The organism is Kineococcus aurantiacus (assembly GCF_013409345.1).
Taxonomy (GTDB): Bacteria; Actinomycetota; Actinomycetes; order Actinomycetales; family Kineococcaceae; genus Kineococcus; species Kineococcus aurantiacus.
In genome coordinates this window covers 4,592,597-4,609,810 of the sequence record NZ_JACCBB010000001.1, presented here as the reverse complement: position 1 = coordinate 4,609,810, position 17,214 = coordinate 4,592,597, and the positions used below count along the sequence as shown (strand labels likewise).

Below are 17,214 nucleotides of genomic sequence, written 5' to 3'. Positions count from 1 at the left end.
CCCGATGCTACGCGGAACCCCTTGTCCCACCGCGAGGCGTCGCGGTACAACTCGGCGCGTGCCGTTCCTCACGTCGAGATCACCGGCCGTCGACGACGCCCTGCGGGCCGTCGCGAGCACCCCGTTCTGGCTGGACGACCCCGGCCGGCCGGACGCCGAACCACCCCTCATCACCGGCACCCGCACCGACCTCGCCGTCGTGGGCGGCGGGTTCACCGGGCTGTGGACGGCCCTGCGCGCCAAGGAGCGCGACCCGGGGCGCGACGTGCTGCTGCTCGAAGGCGCCTGGATCGGGTGGGCCGCCTCCGGCCGCAACGGCGGGTTCATCGACGCGAGCCTGACCCACGGCCGCAGCAACGGTGAACTGCACCTGCCCGGCGAGGTGGACCGGCTCGACGCCCTCGGCCTGGCGAACCTGGACGGTCTGCAGGACAGCGTGGCCCGCTACGGGTGGGACTGCGACTTCGAGCGCACGGGCGGTCTGTCGGTCGCCACCGAGGCGTATCAGGTCGACCAGCTGCGGGGGGAACCCGGGTTCCTCGACACGGCCGCCGTGCGGGCGCAGGTCGACTCCCCCACCTACCTGGCCGGGGTGTGGACGCGGGACGACACCGCCCTCGTGAACCCCGCGCGGCTGTGCTGGGAGCTGAAGCGCACGTGCCTCGAGCTCGGCGTGCGGATCGCCGAGCACACCCCGGTGCGCCACATCTCCTCGGCGGACGGCGACGTCGTCCTGCGGACACCCGGCGGGGACGTGTGCGCCCGGCGCGTCGCCCTGGGCACCAACGTGTTCCCATCGCTCCTGCCGCGCTACCGCTGGCACACCATCCCCGTCTACGACTACGCCCTGGTCACCGAACCCCTGTCGGGCGCGCAGCTCGCGGCCATCGGCTGGCGGAACCGGCAGGGCGTCGGGGACCTGGGGAACCGCTTCCACTACTACCGGCGCACGGCGGACGACCGGGTCCTGTTCGGCGGGTACGACGCCGTCTACCACTACGGCCGGCGGCTGTCGGCCGAGTACGACCAGAACCCCGACTCGTTCCGGACGCTCGCCGCGCACTTCCAGCAGACGTTCCCGCAACTGGAGGGCGTGCGGTTCACGCACGCCTGGGGTGGCGCGATCGACACCTGCACGCGGTTCTTCCCGTTCTTCGGGACCGGCCACGGCGGCCGCGTCGCGCACGTCGCCGGGTACACCGGTCTCGGCGTGGGGATGACCCGCTTCGCGGCCGACGTCGTCCTGGACCTGCTGGCCCGCGCGGAAGACGGCCCCACCGAGCTCACCGAACTCGAGCTCGTGCGGACCCCGCCGGTGCCGTTCCCGCCCGAACCCCTGGCGTGGGGCGGGGTCGAGGTGACCACCCGGTCGCTCGACCACGCCGACCGGCACGAGGGTCAGCGCAACGTCTGGCTGCGGACGCTGGACCGGCTGGGGCTGGGTTTCGACTCCTGACGCGACGGTCCCCGGGGGCCGGGCCGGGCGCGCCGCCCCCGGCGGGGGCACCGGCCGGCTGCGCTCCCACCCGGGTCGGGCGCGGGGGTCGCCTGCCGACCGGGTGAACGTCCCGCGGGGACCCGGTGCGTGTCGGTGGCGGTCGATACCGTCGACGGCGTGATCGACCGCTGGAGCGTGGAGCAGGTGCTCGCGCTGGCCCCCGACGCCTCGAGCGCCACCGCCGGGCGCAAGCTCGGCGTGCCCGCCCCGTGGTCGCAGACCGGCGCGCTCGACCCCGGCGAGGGGACGGGCGGCGCGGTGTGGGGTTCGTGCAAGGGGTCGGGCGCGACGCCCTACCAGACGGTCGTGGACCTGTCCGGCCCGGCGTTCAAGTGCTCCTGCCCGAGCCGCAAGTTCCCCTGCAAGCACGCCCTGGGCCTGCTGCTGCTGTGGGCCGGCGGGGCCGTTCCCGCGGCGAGCACCCCCGCGCCCTTCAGCGAGGCGTGGCTGGCCTCCCGGACCGAGAAGGCCGCGCGCCCCGCGGCGGCCGCCCGGGCCGGGGGGCCACCGGCGGACCCGGCCGTCGCCGCCCGCCGCGCCGAGCAGCGCACCGCCCGGGTCCGCGACGGGGTCGAGGAACTGTCGCGCTGGCTCCACGACCAGACCCGCACGGGGCTGGCGGGCGCCGACCACGCTGGCTACCGGCGCACCGACCCGGTCGCCGCCCGCCTCGTCGACGCGCAGGCCGGTGCGCTCGCCGGTTCCGTGCGCCGGCTCGCGCGGGTCGCGGTCAGCGGGGAGGGCTGGTCCTCGCGGTTGCTGGAGGAGCACGCGATGCTGCACCTGCTGGTCGAGGCCCACGCTCGCGCGCAGGAGTTGCCCGCACCGCTGGCCGCCACCGTCCGGTCCCGCGTCGGCCACCCCGTGCGCACCGAGGACGTCCTCGCCGGGACCCCCGTGCGCGACCGCTGGAACGTGCTCGACCTGCGCGACCACGTCGAGGACCGGCTGGTCACCCGGCGCGCGCACCTCAGCGGTGGACGCAGCGGGCGCACCGCGGTCGTGCTCTCCTTCGCCCCGCCCGGACGTCCGCTGGACGCCTCGCTGGTCCCGGGCACCAGCGTCGAGGCCGACCTGCACTTCCACCCCGGCGCCCACCCGCTGCGCGCCGTCGTCGGGACCCGCCACGGCGACCCCGGTCCCCTGGGCGCCGTCGCGGCCGAGACGGTGGCCGCCGCGCACGCCCGGTGGGCCGGTGCGCTGGCCGCGGACCCGTGGCTGCCCGAACTGCCCGTCGTGCTCGCCGACGTCGTCCTGTCCGCACCGCCGTCCGCACCGGTCGCGGGCACCGTCCCGGCGCAGGAGGGCTGGGCGCTGGTGGACACCGCCGGGCACGCGGTCCCCCTCACCGGCCCCGACGGGGTGTGGACGTTGCTGGCCGTCACGGGGGCGGCGCCGTGCGCGGTGGCCGGGGACTGGACCCCGGAGGGGCTGCGCCTGAGCGCCGCCGTGACCGGGGACGGGCTGGTCCGGCTGTGACGACACCCCCGACCACCGGCCCCAGCGCCGGCGGGGCCGGCTGGGACGCCCTCGTCGGTGCCGCCCTGCTGGGCACGGACCGCCGTCCCGCCGACCTGTCCGCGCTGCCCGCCCCCGTGGCCGCCGCGCTCGCCGACGTGCGCGCCGCGGTGGGCGCGCGGGACGCCACGACCACCCTGCTGGACGCCGCCGCCCTCCTGACGGTCCACCGCCGCGCCGGGCGGACCCCGCTGCCCGGCCGCACCCCGCTCACCCCCGCGCCCACCGGTGACGACGCTCCACTGCCCGCGGCGGCCGCGGCCCGCCTGGGGTCGCTGCTGGCCCGGCTGGGCCCGGGAACCCCCGGCGGCGGTGAGGGCGGGAGGACCGACACGCTGCTGCGGACGTGGCTGAGCCTGGCGGCGGACGCCGGCTGCACCCTCCCGCCCCCGCGACTGCCCGCGCTGCTCGACCTGGCCCTGCGGCGCGACGGGATCGCCGCCGCAGTGGCCCCGGTGCTGGGCCCGCGCGGCTGGTGGCTGGCCGGGCTGCGCGCCGACTGGGCCGGCGCCGTGGAACCCCACCGCCCAGCGGCTCCCTCGTCCCCCGGCGGTGGGCCCGACGACGCGCAGGTCCCGGACCCGGTGTGGGAGCACGGCAGCCCCGCGGATCGCCGCGCCTGGGTCCGGCGGCTGCGGCGGCAGGACCCGGCGGCCGCCCGCACCGCGCTGCTGGCCACGACCTGGCGCTCCGAACGCGCCGAGGACCGCGCCGCCTTCGTCGCGGCGGTGGCCGTCGGGCTGTCGGCGCAGGACGAGGAACTGCTCGAACGCGCCCGCGCCGACCGCAGCCAGGACGTGCGCCGCGCCGCCGAGCAGCTCCTGGCGCGGCTGCCCGGGGCCGCGTGGACCCAGCGCGTGCACCGGGCCGCGCTGGCCGCCGTGCACCTGGAACGGCACCGGCTGCGGCGCACCCTCGTCGTCACCCTGCCCGACCCCACCGACCCGGCCCTGCCGCCGGTGAGCGCCGGGGCCGCTCCCGCGGGGGTGGGCCCGGGCGCCTGGGCCCTGCAGCAGCTGGTCGCGCTCACGCCGCCCGGCGCCTGGGAGCAGGCGCTGGGCGAGAGCCCCGAACGCCTCCTCGCGCTGCCCGTCGACGGCGGTCCGGGCCAGGACCTGCACACCGCCTGGGCCCGCGCCACCGTCCTGCACCGCGACGGGCGCTGGGCGCGGGCGCTGCTCGACGCCGGCGCCGACGGCGGGTACGCCACCGGCCACGACGCCGAGCTGCTGGCCGTCCTGCCGCCCGCCGAGCGGGTCGCCGCCGTCGTGGCGGTCGTCACCGCCGCCGCGCGCAGCAGGCGCGACGACGCCGACGACCGGGTCGTCGCGGTCGTCGCGGCCTGCCCGGGGCCGTGGCCGCAGCCGCTGGCCGACGCCGTGCTCGGCTGGCTCACCGCGGCACCCCGTCGCAGCCGGTGGGTCACGCACGACCTGCTGGAGCGGGCCGCGCACCGCCTGCCGGCCACTCCCGCCACCGCCGACGCGCTGCGCGTCGTCGCCGACGCCCTGCCCGACGACACCCCGTGGCGCTCCGCCCTGACCGACGTCGCCGACACCGTGGCCGAACGCCACCAGATGCTCGAGGAGTTCCGTTGACCGTCCCCGCCACCGCTACGACCGGCGCCACCGAGGACCGTCCCGGGGAGGTGGTGCTGCGCCCGCACGCCGAGCAGGCCTTCGCCGCGGAACTGGCCGCCCTCGCCGCGGCCGACGACCGCCCCCGCCCGGCGGCGTGGCGGCTCTCACCGTGGGCGGTCACCACCTACCTGCTCGGCGGAACGCTGTCCGACGGCACGGTGATCACCCCCAAGTACGTCGGCCCGCGCCGCCTGGTGGAGGTGGCCGTCGCGACCCTGGCCACCGACCGGGCGCTGCTGCTGCTCGGGTCCCCCGGCACCGCCAAGACGTGGGTGTCGGAACACCTGGCCGCCGCCGTCAGCGGCCGCTCCACCCTGCTCGTGCAGGGAACGGCCGGCACCGCCGAGGAGGCCATCCGCTACGCCTGGAACTACGCGCGCCTGCTGGCGGAAGGGCCCAGCGCCGCCGCGCTCGTCCCCTCCCCGGTGATGACCGCCATGCAGGGGGCCGGCATCGCCCGCGTCGAGGAACTGACCCGCATCCCCTCCGACGTGCAGGACGCCCTCATCACGGTGCTGTCGGAGAAGACGCTGCCCGTCCCCGAACTGGGGATCGAGGTCCAGGCGCGCCGGGGTTTCAACGTCATCGCCACCGCCAACGACCGCGACCGCGGCGTCAACGAGCTGTCGTCGGCGCTGCGCCGGCGCTTCAACACCGTCGTGCTGCCGCTGCCGGCCAGCGAGGACGAGGAGGTCGACATCGTCACGCGCCGGGTCGCCCAGCTCGGTGCGGCGCTCGAACTGCCTCCCGTGGCGACGGCGGGCGAGGAGATCCGCCGCGTGGTCACCGTCTTCCGGGAACTCCGCTCGGGGCAGACGAGCGACGGGCGCACCCGTCTGAAGAGCCCCTCCGGCACGCTCTCGCCCGCCGAGGCGATCTCGGTGGTCACCCACGGCATCGCACTCGCGGCGCACTTCGGCGACGGGCAGCTGCGCCCCGACGACGTCGCCGCCGGGATCCTCGGCGCCGTCGTCAAGGACCCCGTCGCCGATCGCGCCGTGTGGACGGAGTACCTCGAAGCCGTCGTCCGCGAACGTCGCGACTGGGCGCCGTTCTACCGCGCCTGCCGCGAGGTGAGCGGGTGAGCACGGCTCCCACGGGCGGGACCGGGATCCTGGTGACCGCACCCGGTGACGGCGGACCCGGTGACGGGACGCCGGTCGTGGAGGTCCTCGGCGTCCGCCACCACGGCCCCGGTTCCGCGCGCGCGGTCCGGGCCGCGCTGGAACGGCTGCGGCCCGACGTCGTCCTCGTCGAGGGCCCCGCCGACGCCGACCCGCTGGCCGTCCTCGTGGGCGACCGCGACCTGGTGCCGCCCGTGGCGCTGCTCGCCCACGTCACCGACGAACCCGGCACGGCGGCGTTCTGGCCGTTCGCGGTGTTCTCCCCGGAGTGGCAGGCGCTGGTGTGGGCCCGGGAGCACGGCGCGCACGTCCGCTTCTGCGACCTGCCGTCCAGCAGCAGCCTCGTCCAGCGCACCGACGCGGAAGAACCCGCGGCCGAACCCGCGGGCGGACCCACCGACGAACCCACCGGTGAACTCGCGGACGAACCCACCGGTGAACTCGCGGACCCGCTGGGGGTGCGCCGCGACCCGCTGGCCGCCCTGGCCGCGGCGGGCGGCTACGACGACCCCGAACGGTGGTGGGAGGACGTCGTGGAATCCCGCTCCGACGCCCCGGCCCCCTTCGCGGTCCTCACCGAGGCCATGGCCGAACTGCGCGCCGTCACCCCCGCACTGCCTGCGGTGCAACAGCTCCTGGAGGACCGCCGGGAAGCGCACATGCGCCAGGTCCTGCGGGAGACCCTCAAGGGCGGGGCCCGCCGGGTCGCCGTCGTCTGCGGGGCCTGGCACGCGCCCGCGCTGAGCGGGACGCTGCCCTCCGCGGCCTCCGACGCCCGGCTGCTGCGCGGGACCCCGAAACGGCGGACCACCCTGAGCTGGGTGCCCTGGACGCACTCGCGGCTCGCGCGCGCCTCCGGGTACGGGGCGGGCATCACCTCCCCCGGCTGGTACCACCACCTGTTCACCGCCCGCGACGAACCCGTCGCCCGCTGGCTGACGAGGGTCGCCGGCGTCCTGCGCGCCGAGGACCTGCCCGTCTCCAGCGCCCACGTCATCGAGGCCGTCCGGCTGGCCGAGACCCTCGCGCTGCTGCGCGGGCGTCCGCTGCCCGGGCTGGCCGAGGTCACCGAGGCCACCCGCGCCGTCCTGGCCGAGGGAGAGGAGGCCCTGCTCGCCCTCGTCACCGACCGCCTCGTGGTCGGCGAGTCGATGGGCACCGTCCCCGACGGCGCCCCGACGGTGCCGCTGGCCGCGGACCTGCGCGCGAGCGCGAAGCGGTTGCGCCTGGCCCAGGAACCCGCCGAGCGGGCGCTGGAACTGGACCTGCGCAAGGACACCGACGCCGCCCGCAGCCGGTTGCTGCACCGGCTGCGGCTGCTGGGCGTGGGCTGGGGGGTGCCCACCCGCTCGCAGGTCCGCGGCACCGGCACCTTCCGCGAGGCGTGGCGCCTGGTGTGGGCGCCCGAGCTGGCCGTGGCCGTCGTGGAGGCCTCCCTCTGGGGCACGACGGTGGCCGCCGCCGCGAACGCCAAGGCGGTCGCCGACGCCGCCGACGCGTCGCTGCCCGCGCTCACCGGTCTCGTGGAGCACTGCCTCCTGGCCGACCTGGCCGAGGCCCTGCCGGCGGTCGTCCGCGCCGTGGACGACCGCGCCGCGCTCGACCTCGACGTCGCGCACCTCGTGGCCGCGCTGCCGGCGCTGGTGCGCGCCGCCCGCTACCGCGACGTCCGCGGCACCAGCACCGAGGCGCTGAGCGCCGTCGCGAGCAGCCTGCTCGTGCGCACCTGCGCCGGGCTGCCGGCCGCCGTGACCAGCCTCGACGACGCCGGGGCCGCCGCGCTGCGCGCCGCCCTGGACGACGTCCACGCCGCCGTCGCCCTCTGGCAGGACCCCGACGCCGACGAGCGGTGGTCCGGCGCGCTGGCCGGGGTGTCGGCCCGCACCGACGTCCACGGCCTCCTGTCCGGCCGCGCCACCCGCCTGCTGCGCGACACCGGACGGCTGCTGCCCGCCGAGGCCGCCCACCGGCTGCAGCGGGCCTTGTCGATCGGCACGCCCGCCCCTGCGCAGGCGGCCTGGGTCGAGGGGTTCCTGGGCCGTGACGGGTTGCTGCTCGTCCACGACACGGACCTGCTCGCCCTGCTCGACGGCTGGGTGTGCTCCCTGCCGGAGCGGGAGTTCACCGACGTCCTGCCGCTGCTGCGGCGCACCTTCGGCGCCTACGACCGCGCCGAGCGCCGCAGCATCGGCGACGCCGTCACCCGCCGGCCCCCGGCCGGCACCACGACCGGGGCCGCCGACGTCGACGACGCCCTCGCCCTGCCCGCGCTGCGCACCGCGGCGTTCCTGCTCGGAGGCCCCGCATGAGCACCGGCACCACCGACGGGACGGGTGCGGTTCCCGTGCCGGTCGTCGACGAGGCCGGGCGCGCCCGCCGCTGGCGGTTGCTGCTCGGCGACGCCGCGGACGGTTGCGCCCCGCGCCTGACCGGTGCGGACGCCGCGGTGGACGCCGCGCTGGCCGCCCTCTACGACCAGCCCGACACGGCCCCCGGTGCGCGGGGACGGCGCTCGGCCGGGCTCGGCGGGTCCGCCCCGTCGGTGGCGCGGTGGCTGGGCGACATCCGCACCTACTTCCCCTCCTCCGTCGTGCAGGTCGTGCAGCGCGACGCGGTGGAGCGGCTGGACCTGACCCGCCTGCTGCTGGAACCGGAACTGCTCGGCGCGGTCCAGCCCGACGTGAACCTCGTCGGAACCCTGCTGTCCCTGAGCCGGGTCCTGCCCGAACGCACCCGGGAGACCGCCCGCCAGGTCGTCGCCGAGGTCGTGCGCCAGATCGAGGCGCGCGTCGCCGACCGCACCACGTCCGCGGTGGCCGGGGCCCTGGACCGTTCGGCGCGCACGCACCGCCCCCGGCTGCACGACGTCGACTGGGGCGCCACGATCCGCGCCAACCTCGCCCACTACCTGCCCGAGCACCGCACCGTGGTGCCCGAGCGGCTCGTCGGCCACGGCCGCCGTCAGCAGGTCGTGGCCAAGGAGGTCGTGCTGGAGATCGACCAGTCCGGGTCGATGGCCGAGTCCGTCGTGTACGCCAGCGTCTTCGGCGCGGTGCTGGCGAAGATGCGCACCCTGAAGACCACGCTCATCGCCTTCGACACCGAGGTCGTCGACCTCACCGCGTCCCTCGCCGATCCCGTCGACGTCCTGTTCGGCGTGCAGCTCGGCGGCGGGACCGACATCAACCGCGCCATCGCCTACGGCCAGGACCGCATCACCCGTCCCGCGGACACGCTGTTCTTCCTCATCAGCGACCTGTACGAGGGCGGTGTCCGCGACGAGATGGTGAAGCGGATGGCCGCGATGAAGGCCGCCGGGGTGCAGGTGGTCGTCCTGCTCGCCCTGTCCGACAGCGGGGCGCCCGCCTTCGACCGCGAGAACGCGGCCGCGCTGGCGGCGCTCGGCATCCCCGCGTTCGCCTGCACCCCCGACGCGTTCCCCGACCTGCTGGCGCTGGCCATGACCGGCGGTGACGTCGGTGCGTGGGCGCAGCGGGAGATCGCGGCGGCCACCGCCCCGCACCGGTAGGCGCGCTGCGGTGGCCGTCCGTCGCCACGACCACGACCACGACGCCCCGCGCCCCACCTCGTCGGCGTCGAGGGCCGTCGCTGAGGGCCCGCTCACCGCACTGCTTCGTACAACCTCTCCGGGCGCCCCGCTCCGTAGCGCAGCCGCACCTGGGCCCGGCGTTGCCCCGCGAAGTGCTCCAGGTAGCGGCGCACCGCGACCCGGGACAGTCCCAGCTGCGCGGCGACCTCGCTGGCCGACACCGGGGCGCTCGCCCGGGCCAGGACGTTCGCCACGAGCTCGGCGGTCTCCACGCTCAAACCCTTCGGCAGGGAACTCCCGGGACCACCGCCCGCGAGGGGGGCCGGGACGCCCAGGGCGCGGTCCACGTCGGCCTGCTGCAGGACGCCGGTCGTCAGCGTGCGGCGCGCACCCCGGACGTGCTGCAGCCGTTCGGCGAGCTGCTCGGCCCCGAACGGTTTGATGAGGTAACCGGCCACCCCTCCTCGCAACGCCTCGCGCACCGTCTCGGCCTCGCGGGCGGCGCTGATGACGACGACGTCGACGTCGGCGCCGGCCTCACGCAAGCGGGCGAGCACCTGCAGGCCGGGGACGTCCGGCAGGTACAGGTCCAGCAGCACCACGTCCGGGCGCACCTGCTGCACCAGTTCCAGCGCCTGCGCCCCCGAACCCGCCGTTCCGACGAGCAGGCAACCCGGCACCGCCCGCACGAACCCGCCGTGGACCGAGGCGACCATCGGGTCGTCGTCGACGACCAGCACGCGCAACGTGTCCTCAGGCACGGACCACCGCCGACGGGGGTGAGGGCAGGGTGGCGGTGAACGTGGCGCCACCGTGCTCGCCGCGGTGCAGCTCCAGCTTCCCCCCGCGGCGGTGGCACACCAGCTGCACCAGGGCCAGACCCACGCCGTGACCACCGGGCGGTGAGTCGTCCTTCGAGGTCGTCCCCCGTCGCACGAGGTGCGGGAGCAACCGCGGGTCCACCCCCGGGCCGTCGTCGCGCACCAGGACCACCGCGCCCCCGGCACCGTCGTCGCGCACGTCGACCTCCACCGTGCCGCCGCCGGTCCCGGCGGCGGCGTCCACCGCGTTGTCGACCAGGTTGCCCACCACGGTCACCAGGTCGTCGGACAGGTCGTCGGGCACGGCGGGCAGTTCGGCCTCGGCGGCCAGGACGAGTTCCACGTCCCGCTCGTCGGCCACGCTGGTGCTGGCCAGCAGCAGCGCCGCCAGCGCGGGGTCGCCGACCTGCGCGGCGATCTGCTCGCCGAGTTCGGCGTGGGCGCGGCTGACGCGGTCGATGAAACCCACCACGTCGTCGTAGCGGCCCAGCTGCACCAGGCCGGAGATCGTGTGCAGCCGGTTGGCGAACTCGTGGGTCTGCGCGCGCAGCGCCTGCGTGGTCGTGCGGCTGAGCCCCAGCTGGTGCTGCAGCGCCACGAGTTCGGTGCGGTCGCGCATCGTGGTCACCGTACCCACCGCTTCGGCACCGGCGCCGCTGCCCCGGTGCAGCACCGTGCGGTTGAGCACGAGCAGTCGTCCACCGGCGACGACGGGGCGGTCGCTGGGGGCCGGACCGTGCAGCAGGAGGTCCACGACCTCGCGCGGGAGGGACAGCGCCTGCACGCGCTGACCGACCGCGCCCGCCGGCAGGTCCAGCAGTTCGCGGGCGGCGTCGTTGGCGACGGTGACGACCCCTTCGCGGTCCAGGGCGATGACGCCCTCGCGGATGCCGCGCAGCACCGTCTCGCGGTGGGTGGCCAGCGAGGCGATCTCCCGCGGCTCCAGCCCCAGCGTCTGGCTCTTGACCCGGCGCGCCAGCAACCAGGCCCCCAGCAGACCCACCAGGGCCGACATGCCCAGGTAGGTGGCCAGGTCCGGCAGAGCGGTGCGCAGCTGCACGCTCCACGGCACGGCGTCCTGCCCCACCAGGACGGCTCCCACGACGCTGCCCGGCACGCGCCCGGCCCGGCGGCTCACGTCGGCGAGGACCGGCACCCGCGCGGCGGTGGTGACCGCCCCGCCCAGCCGGACCCTGCCCAGCCAGGAGGAGTCGTCGGCCGGACCGGCCGGTGCCGCCGGCAGCGACGTCCCCAGCGAGCGCGGGTCAGCGGGCGAGGCGATCACCCGGCCGTCGGGTCCGGCCAGGAGCAGCACCGCCACGTCGGAGGTGGTGCGCAACTGCTCGGCGGTGACCGCGAGCGCCGCCGCGGTGGTCCGCCCGTCGGCCGCGTCGGCCAGCTGCTGGCGCACCAGCGGCAGGGAGGCGACGTACTCGGCGACCTGGCGCACCCGGCGCTCCTGGGCGTCGGTGGAGGCCTGCCGCGACTGGGCGACCGACACCGCCCCCACGCCGACGAGGACGACGGTGAACAGCAGGACCTGCACGATGAGGATCTGCCCGGCCAGGCTGGTGTGCCTGCGCCTGCCGTGCCCGCTCGGTCCGCCCACTCGTCCCCCTCCACGCGCCGCCCCGGCACGTCGGCGCGACCTCGCGGTCGGCTCACCGGTGAGCCGTGCCGTCCCGTCCCGCCGTGGGTACGACGCGCCGGGATCCTACTCGTCGCGACCACAAGGACCGCAAAGACCACTGCCACCGCAAGGGTGACCTCGCGAAGGCACCGGGGCAGCATGACGGGCGACGGGAGGGCACCGGCTCCCCGTCCGCCCGGGCCGACCGGCTCCGGCGCAGGCCGTCGACGAGGACGCCATGACCGACACCACGACCCGAACCGGTCGCCGGGCCCCGGGCTCACCACCGGGCCCCCCGCGCCGGGTCCTGCTCGGCGCGCTCGCCGCCCTGCCCGCGCTGACCGCCACCACCGGCTGTGGCGTCACCCGCCGGGCCGCCGCCACCAGCGGCACCCTGGACCGGCTGCAACTGCTGGTGCCCAACGCCCCGGGAGGGGGGTACGACACCACCGGCCGCTCGGCCGTGCGCGTGATGGAGGAGGTGGGCGTGGCCGAGGGGGTCGAGGTCACCAACCTCTCCGGCGCCGGCGGCACCGTGGGCCTGGCCCGTTGCGTCAGCGAGAGCGGCAACCCGCAGTTCCTGATGTCGATGGGCCTGGGCGTGGTGGGCGCCTCCTACACCAACGACGTCGACGTCACGCTGGACCAGACCACCCCCGTCGCGCAGCTCATCGAGGAGGCCGGCGTGGTGCTCGTGCCCACGAACTCGCCGTTCGCCACCCTGACGGACCTCGTCGACGCCTGGCGCGCCGACCCGGGCGCGCTCGCCGTCGGCGGCGGTTCCTCCCCGGGCGGACCGGACTTCCTGCTGCCCATGCAGCTGGCCGACGCCGTCGGTGTCGACCCCACCGACGTGAACTACATCGTCTACGACGGTGGTGGGGACCTGCTGCCCGCGCTGCTGGGTGGTCAGATCGCCTTCGCCACCAGCGGGTACGGCGAACTGCTGGACCAGATCACGACCGGCGCGGTGCGCGTCCTGGCCGTCTCCAGCGAGCAGCGGGTCCCCGTCCTGGACGTGCCGACGTTGCGCGAGCAGGACGTGGAGCTGACGTTCACCAACTGGCGCGGGCTGGTCGCCCCACCCGACCTGGACGAGACGGAGGTGGCGAGGCTCGTGGACGCCGTGAGCCGGATGCACGACTCCCCGCAGTGGCGGCAGGTCCTCACCGACAACGCCTGGACCGACGCCTTCACCGCCGGCGACGCGTTCGGCGCGTTCCTCGACGAGCAGGCCGCGCGGGTCCGCGACGTGCTGGCCCGCCTGGGGCTGGTGTGAGCGCCGCGGTGGCGCCCGGCGCCACGGACCTCGCGCCGCGGCGACGCGACCTGTCGCAGCTCGGCGTGTGCGCGTTGCTGCTCGGCCTGAGCGCACTGGTGGTCACCGACACGGCGACCCTGTCGCAGGGCCTGGTCGACGAGGGGGTCGTCGGTCCGCGCCCCGTGCCGTACGTCGTGGCTGCCGGTCTGGCGCTGACCGCGGTCGTCCTGGCCGTGGACGTGCTGCGGGGTGGGCGCGGGGAGGCCGAGGGCGGGGAGGACGTCGACGTCTCGGCCCGCACCGACTGGGCGCGCCTGGGCACGCTGGGACTCGTCTTCGCCGCCAACGTCCTGCTGGTGGAGCGGCTGGGCTGGGTGGTCTCGGCCGCGTTGTTCTTCGGCGCCACCGCCAAGGTGCTCGGCGGGCGCAGCCTGCTGCGCGCGATCGCCGTCGGTGCCGTGCTCTCGTCGCTGACCTTCTACTTCTTCTGGGTGGTGCTGGGCATCCAGCTGCCACCCGGCATCCTGGACGGGATCCTGTGATGGGTGACATCGGGTTGTTGATCGGCGGGTTCGGCGACGCGCTGACGCCCGCCAACCTCGCCTTCGCCGCCCTCGGCGTCGTCCTGGGGACCGCGGTCGGTGTCCTGCCCGGCATCGGCCCGGCGATGACGGTGGCGCTGCTGCTGCCGCTGACGTACACCCTGGAACCCACCAGCGCCCTCATCATGTTCGCCGGCATCTACTACGGCGGCATGTACGGGGGGTCCACGACCGCCATCCTGCTGAACACCCCCGGCGAGTCGTCCTCGGTGGTGACGGCGCTGGAGGGCAACAAGATGGCCCGCAGCGGCCGGGCGGCGCAGGCGCTGTCCACCGCCGCCATCGGCTCCTTCGTCGCCGGGACCATCGGTTCGGTCCTGCTGGTGGCCGCCGCCCCCCTCATGGTGAACCTGGCGGTGAACCTCAGCGAGGGCGACTACTTCGCCTTGATGGTCCTGGCCCTGCTGGCGGTGACCGCGGTCCTGGGGTCCTCGCGGGTCCGGGGCTTCGCGTCCCTGTTCATCGGCCTGACCATCGGCTTGATCGGCCTGGACGCCATCAGCGGCCAGGCCCGCCTGACGTTCGGGGTGCTGCAACTGATCGACGGCATCGACATCGTCGTCATCGCGGTGGCGATCTTCGCCGTCGGCGAGGCGCTGTGGGTGGCCTCGCGCATGCGGCGCTCCGCGGTGGAGGTCATCCCCGTGGGCCGGCCCTGGATGGGCCGGGCGGACTGGAAGCGCTCGTGGAAACCGTGGTTGCGCGGCACCGCGCTCGGTTTCCCCTTCGGCGCGGTTCCCGCCGGCGGCGCAGAACTGCCCACGTTCCTGTCCTACGTCACCGAACGCAAGCTGTCCCGGCACCCCGAGGAGTTCGGCAGGGGAGCCATCGAGGGGGTCGCCGGGCCGGAGGCGGCGAACAACGCCTCGGCCGCCGGGACCCTCGTCCCCACCCTCGCGCTGGGCATCCCCACCAACGCCACCGCCGCGGTCCTGCTCGCGGCCTTGATCTCCTACGGTTTCCAGCCCGGGCCGCTGCTGTTCGAGCGCGAGCCGGACCTGGTCTGGGCGCTCATCGCGAGCCTGTTCATCGGCAACGCCCTGCTGCTGGTGCTGAACCTGCCGCTGGCGCCGGTGTGGGCCAAGCTCCTGCGGATCCCCCGTCCCTACCTGTACGCCGGGATCCTGTTCTTCGCCACCCTGGGCGCCTACGCCGGCAACCTGCAGACCTTCGACCTGTGGCTGCTCCTCGCCTTCGGTGTGCTGGGCTTCGTCATGCGCCGCTTCGGCCTGCCGGTGCTCCCCCTGATCATCGGGGTGATCATCGGTCCGCTGGCCGAGGAACGCATGCGCACGGCGCTGACCATCTCCCGGGGGAGCTGGAGCGGCCTGGTCGCCGACCCGTTCTCCATCGCCGTCTACGTCGCGGTGGTCCTGGTCGTCGCGTTCCCGCTGTACCGGCGCGTGCTGCCGGCCCGGCTGGGAGGTCGGCGCCAGGCCCGCACCACCGACCTGCGCGCCGCGGGCGCCCACCACGAGGAGGCCCACCGGTGACCGTCGTCGTCGCGTACGCGCCCACCCCGGAAGGAGAAGCCGCCCTGGAGGCGGGGGTGGAGGAGGCGCAGCGCCGGGGTGAGGACCTGTTCGTGCTCAACGCCCCCGCGGGCGCCGCGCTGGCGGAGAAGACCTACGCCTCCCCCGACCAGTTGGAGCAGGTCCGTCGACGCCTCGCCGGTACCGCCGTGCGGGCGCAGGTCGTGCAGCGCGCAGGGCAGGGGGACACCGCCGACGTCGTCGTCGACGCCCTGCACGAACTGAACGCCTCCGCCGTCGTCGTCGGTCACCGCCGCCGCACCCCGGTGGGCAAGTTCCTCATGGGCAGCGCCGCGCAACGCATCATCCTCGACGCTCCCTGCCCGGTGATCAGCGTCAAGCCGGCGCTGCGGGGGTGAGACGCGGCGGGCGGAGGGGCGGGCGGACGTCGTTCGCCACCTCCGCCGCCCTCTCCTGCCGGTAGCCGGCCGGGGTCGACGGTCAGCACGCCCGAGGTCGGCGAGCGGTTCCACGCACCCCTGCGCCGGGTCGGGACCGGTGGTGCCCGAACTCCCCCCGCGGTGGCGGCCGCCCAGGCCGCCGGGCGGCCCGCGAGCGACCTGCGACGCCGGTCGTGGCCCGCCCAGCGAGGGGCGGGGGGAACGTGCTCCCGAGCCGGACGGTGACGGCGGGTTCGCCCGGAACTGCGATCCCGGCGGCGCGGTCCGGGGCCGGGCCTCGCGCAGCCCGGCGTCGTCGCCGCGGGTGGTGCCGCGCTGCACACCGGTACCCGCGCGGAGCGGCGGCGACCGTTCCGGCCCCCCGTGAACGCAGTTGCTCCAGAGCGTTGACACGGCCGGACGCCGACCTTAAGGTCCCGCTATACGCAAGGCAAATGCCTTTCGGAACAACTCGGGGCACGGTCCCAGCGAAGGAGCCTCCCTTGCCCGCCTCAGACTCCCCCCGCACCCACCGACCCGTCGCGCCGCCGGCCGTCCCCGCCCGCGCCGCGGCCGACGAGCGGGCACGCCCCACCGCCCGCACGACGTTCCGCAGCACCCTGCGCACCACCTCCCGCGCCGGCGCGCTGCGCCGCCTGGGGCTCTGGCTGGTCCTGGCCGTCGTCGTGGCGGTCCTGTCGATCGTCTCCCCCACCTTCCGCTCGACGTTCAACCTCCAGAACGTCCTCGAGCAGAACGCCCTCATCGGCGTCGTCGCCTGCGGGATGACCATCATGATGATCTCCGGGGGTTTCGACCTCTCCGTGGGCGCCACCGGTGCCACCGCCGCCGTGACCGGCGCCGCCGTGGCGAACCTCGGGTGGGGCACCGTGCCCACCGTGGCGGCCGCCCTGCTGGTCGGGCTGGTCGTCGGGCTGGTCAACGGCGTGCTGATCGCGCGGTTGCGCATCAACGCCTTCGTGACCACCTTCGCCATGGCCAGCGTCGTCCTGGGTCTCCTCTTCGTCTCCACCGGGGCGCAGTCCATCCCCGGCGGGACGCCGGCCCTGCAGTGGGCGGCCACGGGCCGGCTGGGACCGGTCCCCGTCAGCTTCGTCCTGTTCGCCGCCTGCCTGCTGGTGGTGTGGCTGCTGCTGACGCGCACCAAGTTCGGGCACTACGTCCACGCCGTGGGCGGCAACGCCCAGGCCAGCCGGTTGTCCGGCGTCCCGGTGGAACTGGTCCAGATCGCCTCCTTCGCCCTCGGCGGCGTCTTCGCCAGCGCCGGTGGCCTCATCCTGCTGGGCCAGACCAGCGTGGGGCAGCCGTCGGCGGCCGCTGACTGGCCGCTGCGCGCGATCGCCGTCTGCGTCGTCGGCGGGGTCGCGCTGACCGGTGGCGTGGGGCGGATCGAGGACGTCCTGGCCGCCACCCTGCTGCTGGGCGTCATCGCCAACGGCATGAACCAGCTGGGCATCGCCAGCGACTGGCAGCCCATCGTCACCGGCCTGGTCATCCTCGTCGCCGTCGTGCTCGACCAGCACAGCCGGCGCAAGCGGGTCACGGCCCCGGCACCCGCACCCGCACCCGCAGCCACGCCGTCACCGGCGACCGGCACCGCCCCGCGCACCTCCTGAGCCCCCTCCCCGTCCTCCGCC

The 17,214-nt window shown here is 75.9% G+C and carries 13 protein-coding genes; 11 read left to right on the top strand and 2 right to left on the bottom strand.

Going from position 1 to position 17,214, the window contains the following annotated elements; all coding sequences use genetic code 11:
• Positions 1 to 4 precede the first annotated feature (4 nt).
• The 6 genes from BJ968_RS21980 (at position 5) to BJ968_RS21955 (ending at position 9,309) form a co-directional block, all read left to right on the top strand.
• Positions 5 to 1,456, top strand: coding sequence for an NAD(P)/FAD-dependent oxidoreductase (locus BJ968_RS21980; RefSeq protein WP_179755495.1), 1,452 nt, complete (start codon positions 5 to 7; stop codon positions 1,454 to 1,456).
• A 159-nt stretch (positions 1,457 to 1,615) separates the two neighbouring features.
• Positions 1,616 to 2,977: an SWIM zinc finger family protein gene (locus BJ968_RS21975; protein WP_343078205.1), complete on the top strand. Its 1,362-nt coding sequence runs from the start codon at positions 1,616 to 1,618 to the stop codon at positions 2,975 to 2,977.
• Positions 2,974 to 4,614, top strand: a complete 1,641-nt coding sequence (locus BJ968_RS21970; RefSeq protein ID WP_179755491.1) for a DUF5691 domain-containing protein — start codon at positions 2,974 to 2,976, stop codon at positions 4,612 to 4,614. Before BJ968_RS21975 ends, BJ968_RS21970 begins: the two co-directional genes overlap by 4 nt.
• The gene (locus BJ968_RS21965; protein ID WP_179755489.1) at positions 4,611 to 5,741 is read left to right on the top strand and encodes an ATP-binding protein; all 1,131 of its coding nucleotides are present in this window, start codon (positions 4,611 to 4,613) and stop codon (positions 5,739 to 5,741) included. The genes BJ968_RS21970 and BJ968_RS21965 overlap by 4 nt, the downstream gene beginning before the upstream one ends.
• A gap of 26 nt (positions 5,742 to 5,767) precedes the next feature.
• Entirely contained in the window at positions 5,768 to 8,089 is a 2,322-nt protein-coding gene (locus BJ968_RS21960; protein WP_425491594.1) for a DUF5682 family protein, read from the top strand.
• The gene (locus BJ968_RS21955) at positions 8,086 to 9,309 is read left to right on the top strand and encodes a VWA domain-containing protein (RefSeq protein ID WP_179755485.1); all 1,224 of its coding nucleotides are present in this window, start codon (positions 8,086 to 8,088) and stop codon (positions 9,307 to 9,309) included. Before BJ968_RS21960 ends, BJ968_RS21955 begins: the two co-directional genes overlap by 4 nt.
• A 92-nt stretch (positions 9,310 to 9,401) precedes the next feature.
• Here BJ968_RS21955 and BJ968_RS21950 read toward each other — a convergent pair whose 3' ends face one another.
• Both BJ968_RS21950 and BJ968_RS27035 read right to left on the bottom strand, forming a co-directional pair.
• The gene (locus BJ968_RS21950) at positions 9,402 to 10,091 is read right to left on the bottom strand and encodes a response regulator (protein WP_343078204.1); all 690 of its coding nucleotides are present in this window, start codon (positions 10,089 to 10,091) and stop codon (positions 9,402 to 9,404) included.
• Positions 10,084 to 11,760: an ATP-binding protein gene (locus BJ968_RS27035; protein ID WP_179755483.1), complete on the bottom strand. Its 1,677-nt coding sequence runs from the start codon at positions 11,758 to 11,760 to the stop codon at positions 10,084 to 10,086. The genes BJ968_RS21950 and BJ968_RS27035 overlap by 8 nt, the downstream gene beginning before the upstream one ends.
• Before the next feature lie 259 nt (positions 11,761 to 12,019).
• On the opposite strand from BJ968_RS27035, the gene BJ968_RS21940 reads away from it, so the two are divergent.
• The 5 genes from BJ968_RS21940 (at position 12,020) to BJ968_RS21920 (ending at position 17,193) form a co-directional block, all read left to right on the top strand.
• Positions 12,020 to 13,060: a Bug family tripartite tricarboxylate transporter substrate binding protein gene (locus tag BJ968_RS21940; RefSeq protein ID WP_179755481.1), complete on the top strand. Its 1,041-nt coding sequence runs from the start codon at positions 12,020 to 12,022 to the stop codon at positions 13,058 to 13,060.
• Positions 13,057 to 13,584, top strand: coding sequence for a tripartite tricarboxylate transporter TctB family protein (locus BJ968_RS21935; protein WP_179755479.1), 528 nt, complete (start codon positions 13,057 to 13,059; stop codon positions 13,582 to 13,584). The genes BJ968_RS21940 and BJ968_RS21935 overlap by 4 nt, the downstream gene beginning before the upstream one ends.
• Positions 13,584 to 15,137, top strand: coding sequence for a tripartite tricarboxylate transporter permease (locus BJ968_RS21930; RefSeq protein WP_179755477.1), 1,554 nt, complete (start codon positions 13,584 to 13,586; stop codon positions 15,135 to 15,137). Before BJ968_RS21935 ends, BJ968_RS21930 begins: the two co-directional genes overlap by 1 nt.
• The gene (locus BJ968_RS21925) at positions 15,134 to 15,535 is read left to right on the top strand and encodes a universal stress protein (protein ID WP_179755475.1); all 402 of its coding nucleotides are present in this window, start codon (positions 15,134 to 15,136) and stop codon (positions 15,533 to 15,535) included. The genes BJ968_RS21930 and BJ968_RS21925 overlap by 4 nt, the downstream gene beginning before the upstream one ends.
• A gap of 524 nt (positions 15,536 to 16,059) precedes the next feature.
• Positions 16,060 to 17,193 (top strand): ABC transporter permease, encoded by a 1,134-nt coding sequence (locus tag BJ968_RS21920; RefSeq protein ID WP_179755473.1) that lies wholly within the window; start codon positions 16,060 to 16,062, stop codon positions 17,191 to 17,193.
• Positions 17,194 to 17,214: the final 21 nt, after the last annotated feature.

What these genes read in the sequence shown, in the direction of transcription:
- BJ968_RS21980 (WP_179755495.1), top strand. Translation starts at nt 5, where the DNA reads ATGCTACGCGGAACCCCTTGTCCCACCGCGAGGCGTCGCGGTACAACT.
- BJ968_RS21955 (WP_179755485.1), top strand. Translation starts at nt 8,086, where the DNA reads ATGAGCACCGGCACCACCGACGGGACGGGTGCGGTTCCCGTGCCGGTC.
- BJ968_RS21940 (WP_179755481.1), top strand. Translation starts at nt 12,020, where the DNA reads ATGACCGACACCACGACCCGAACCGGTCGCCGGGCCCCGGGCTCACCA.
- BJ968_RS21930 (WP_179755477.1), top strand. Translation starts at nt 13,584, where the DNA reads ATGGGTGACATCGGGTTGTTGATCGGCGGGTTCGGCGACGCGCTGACG.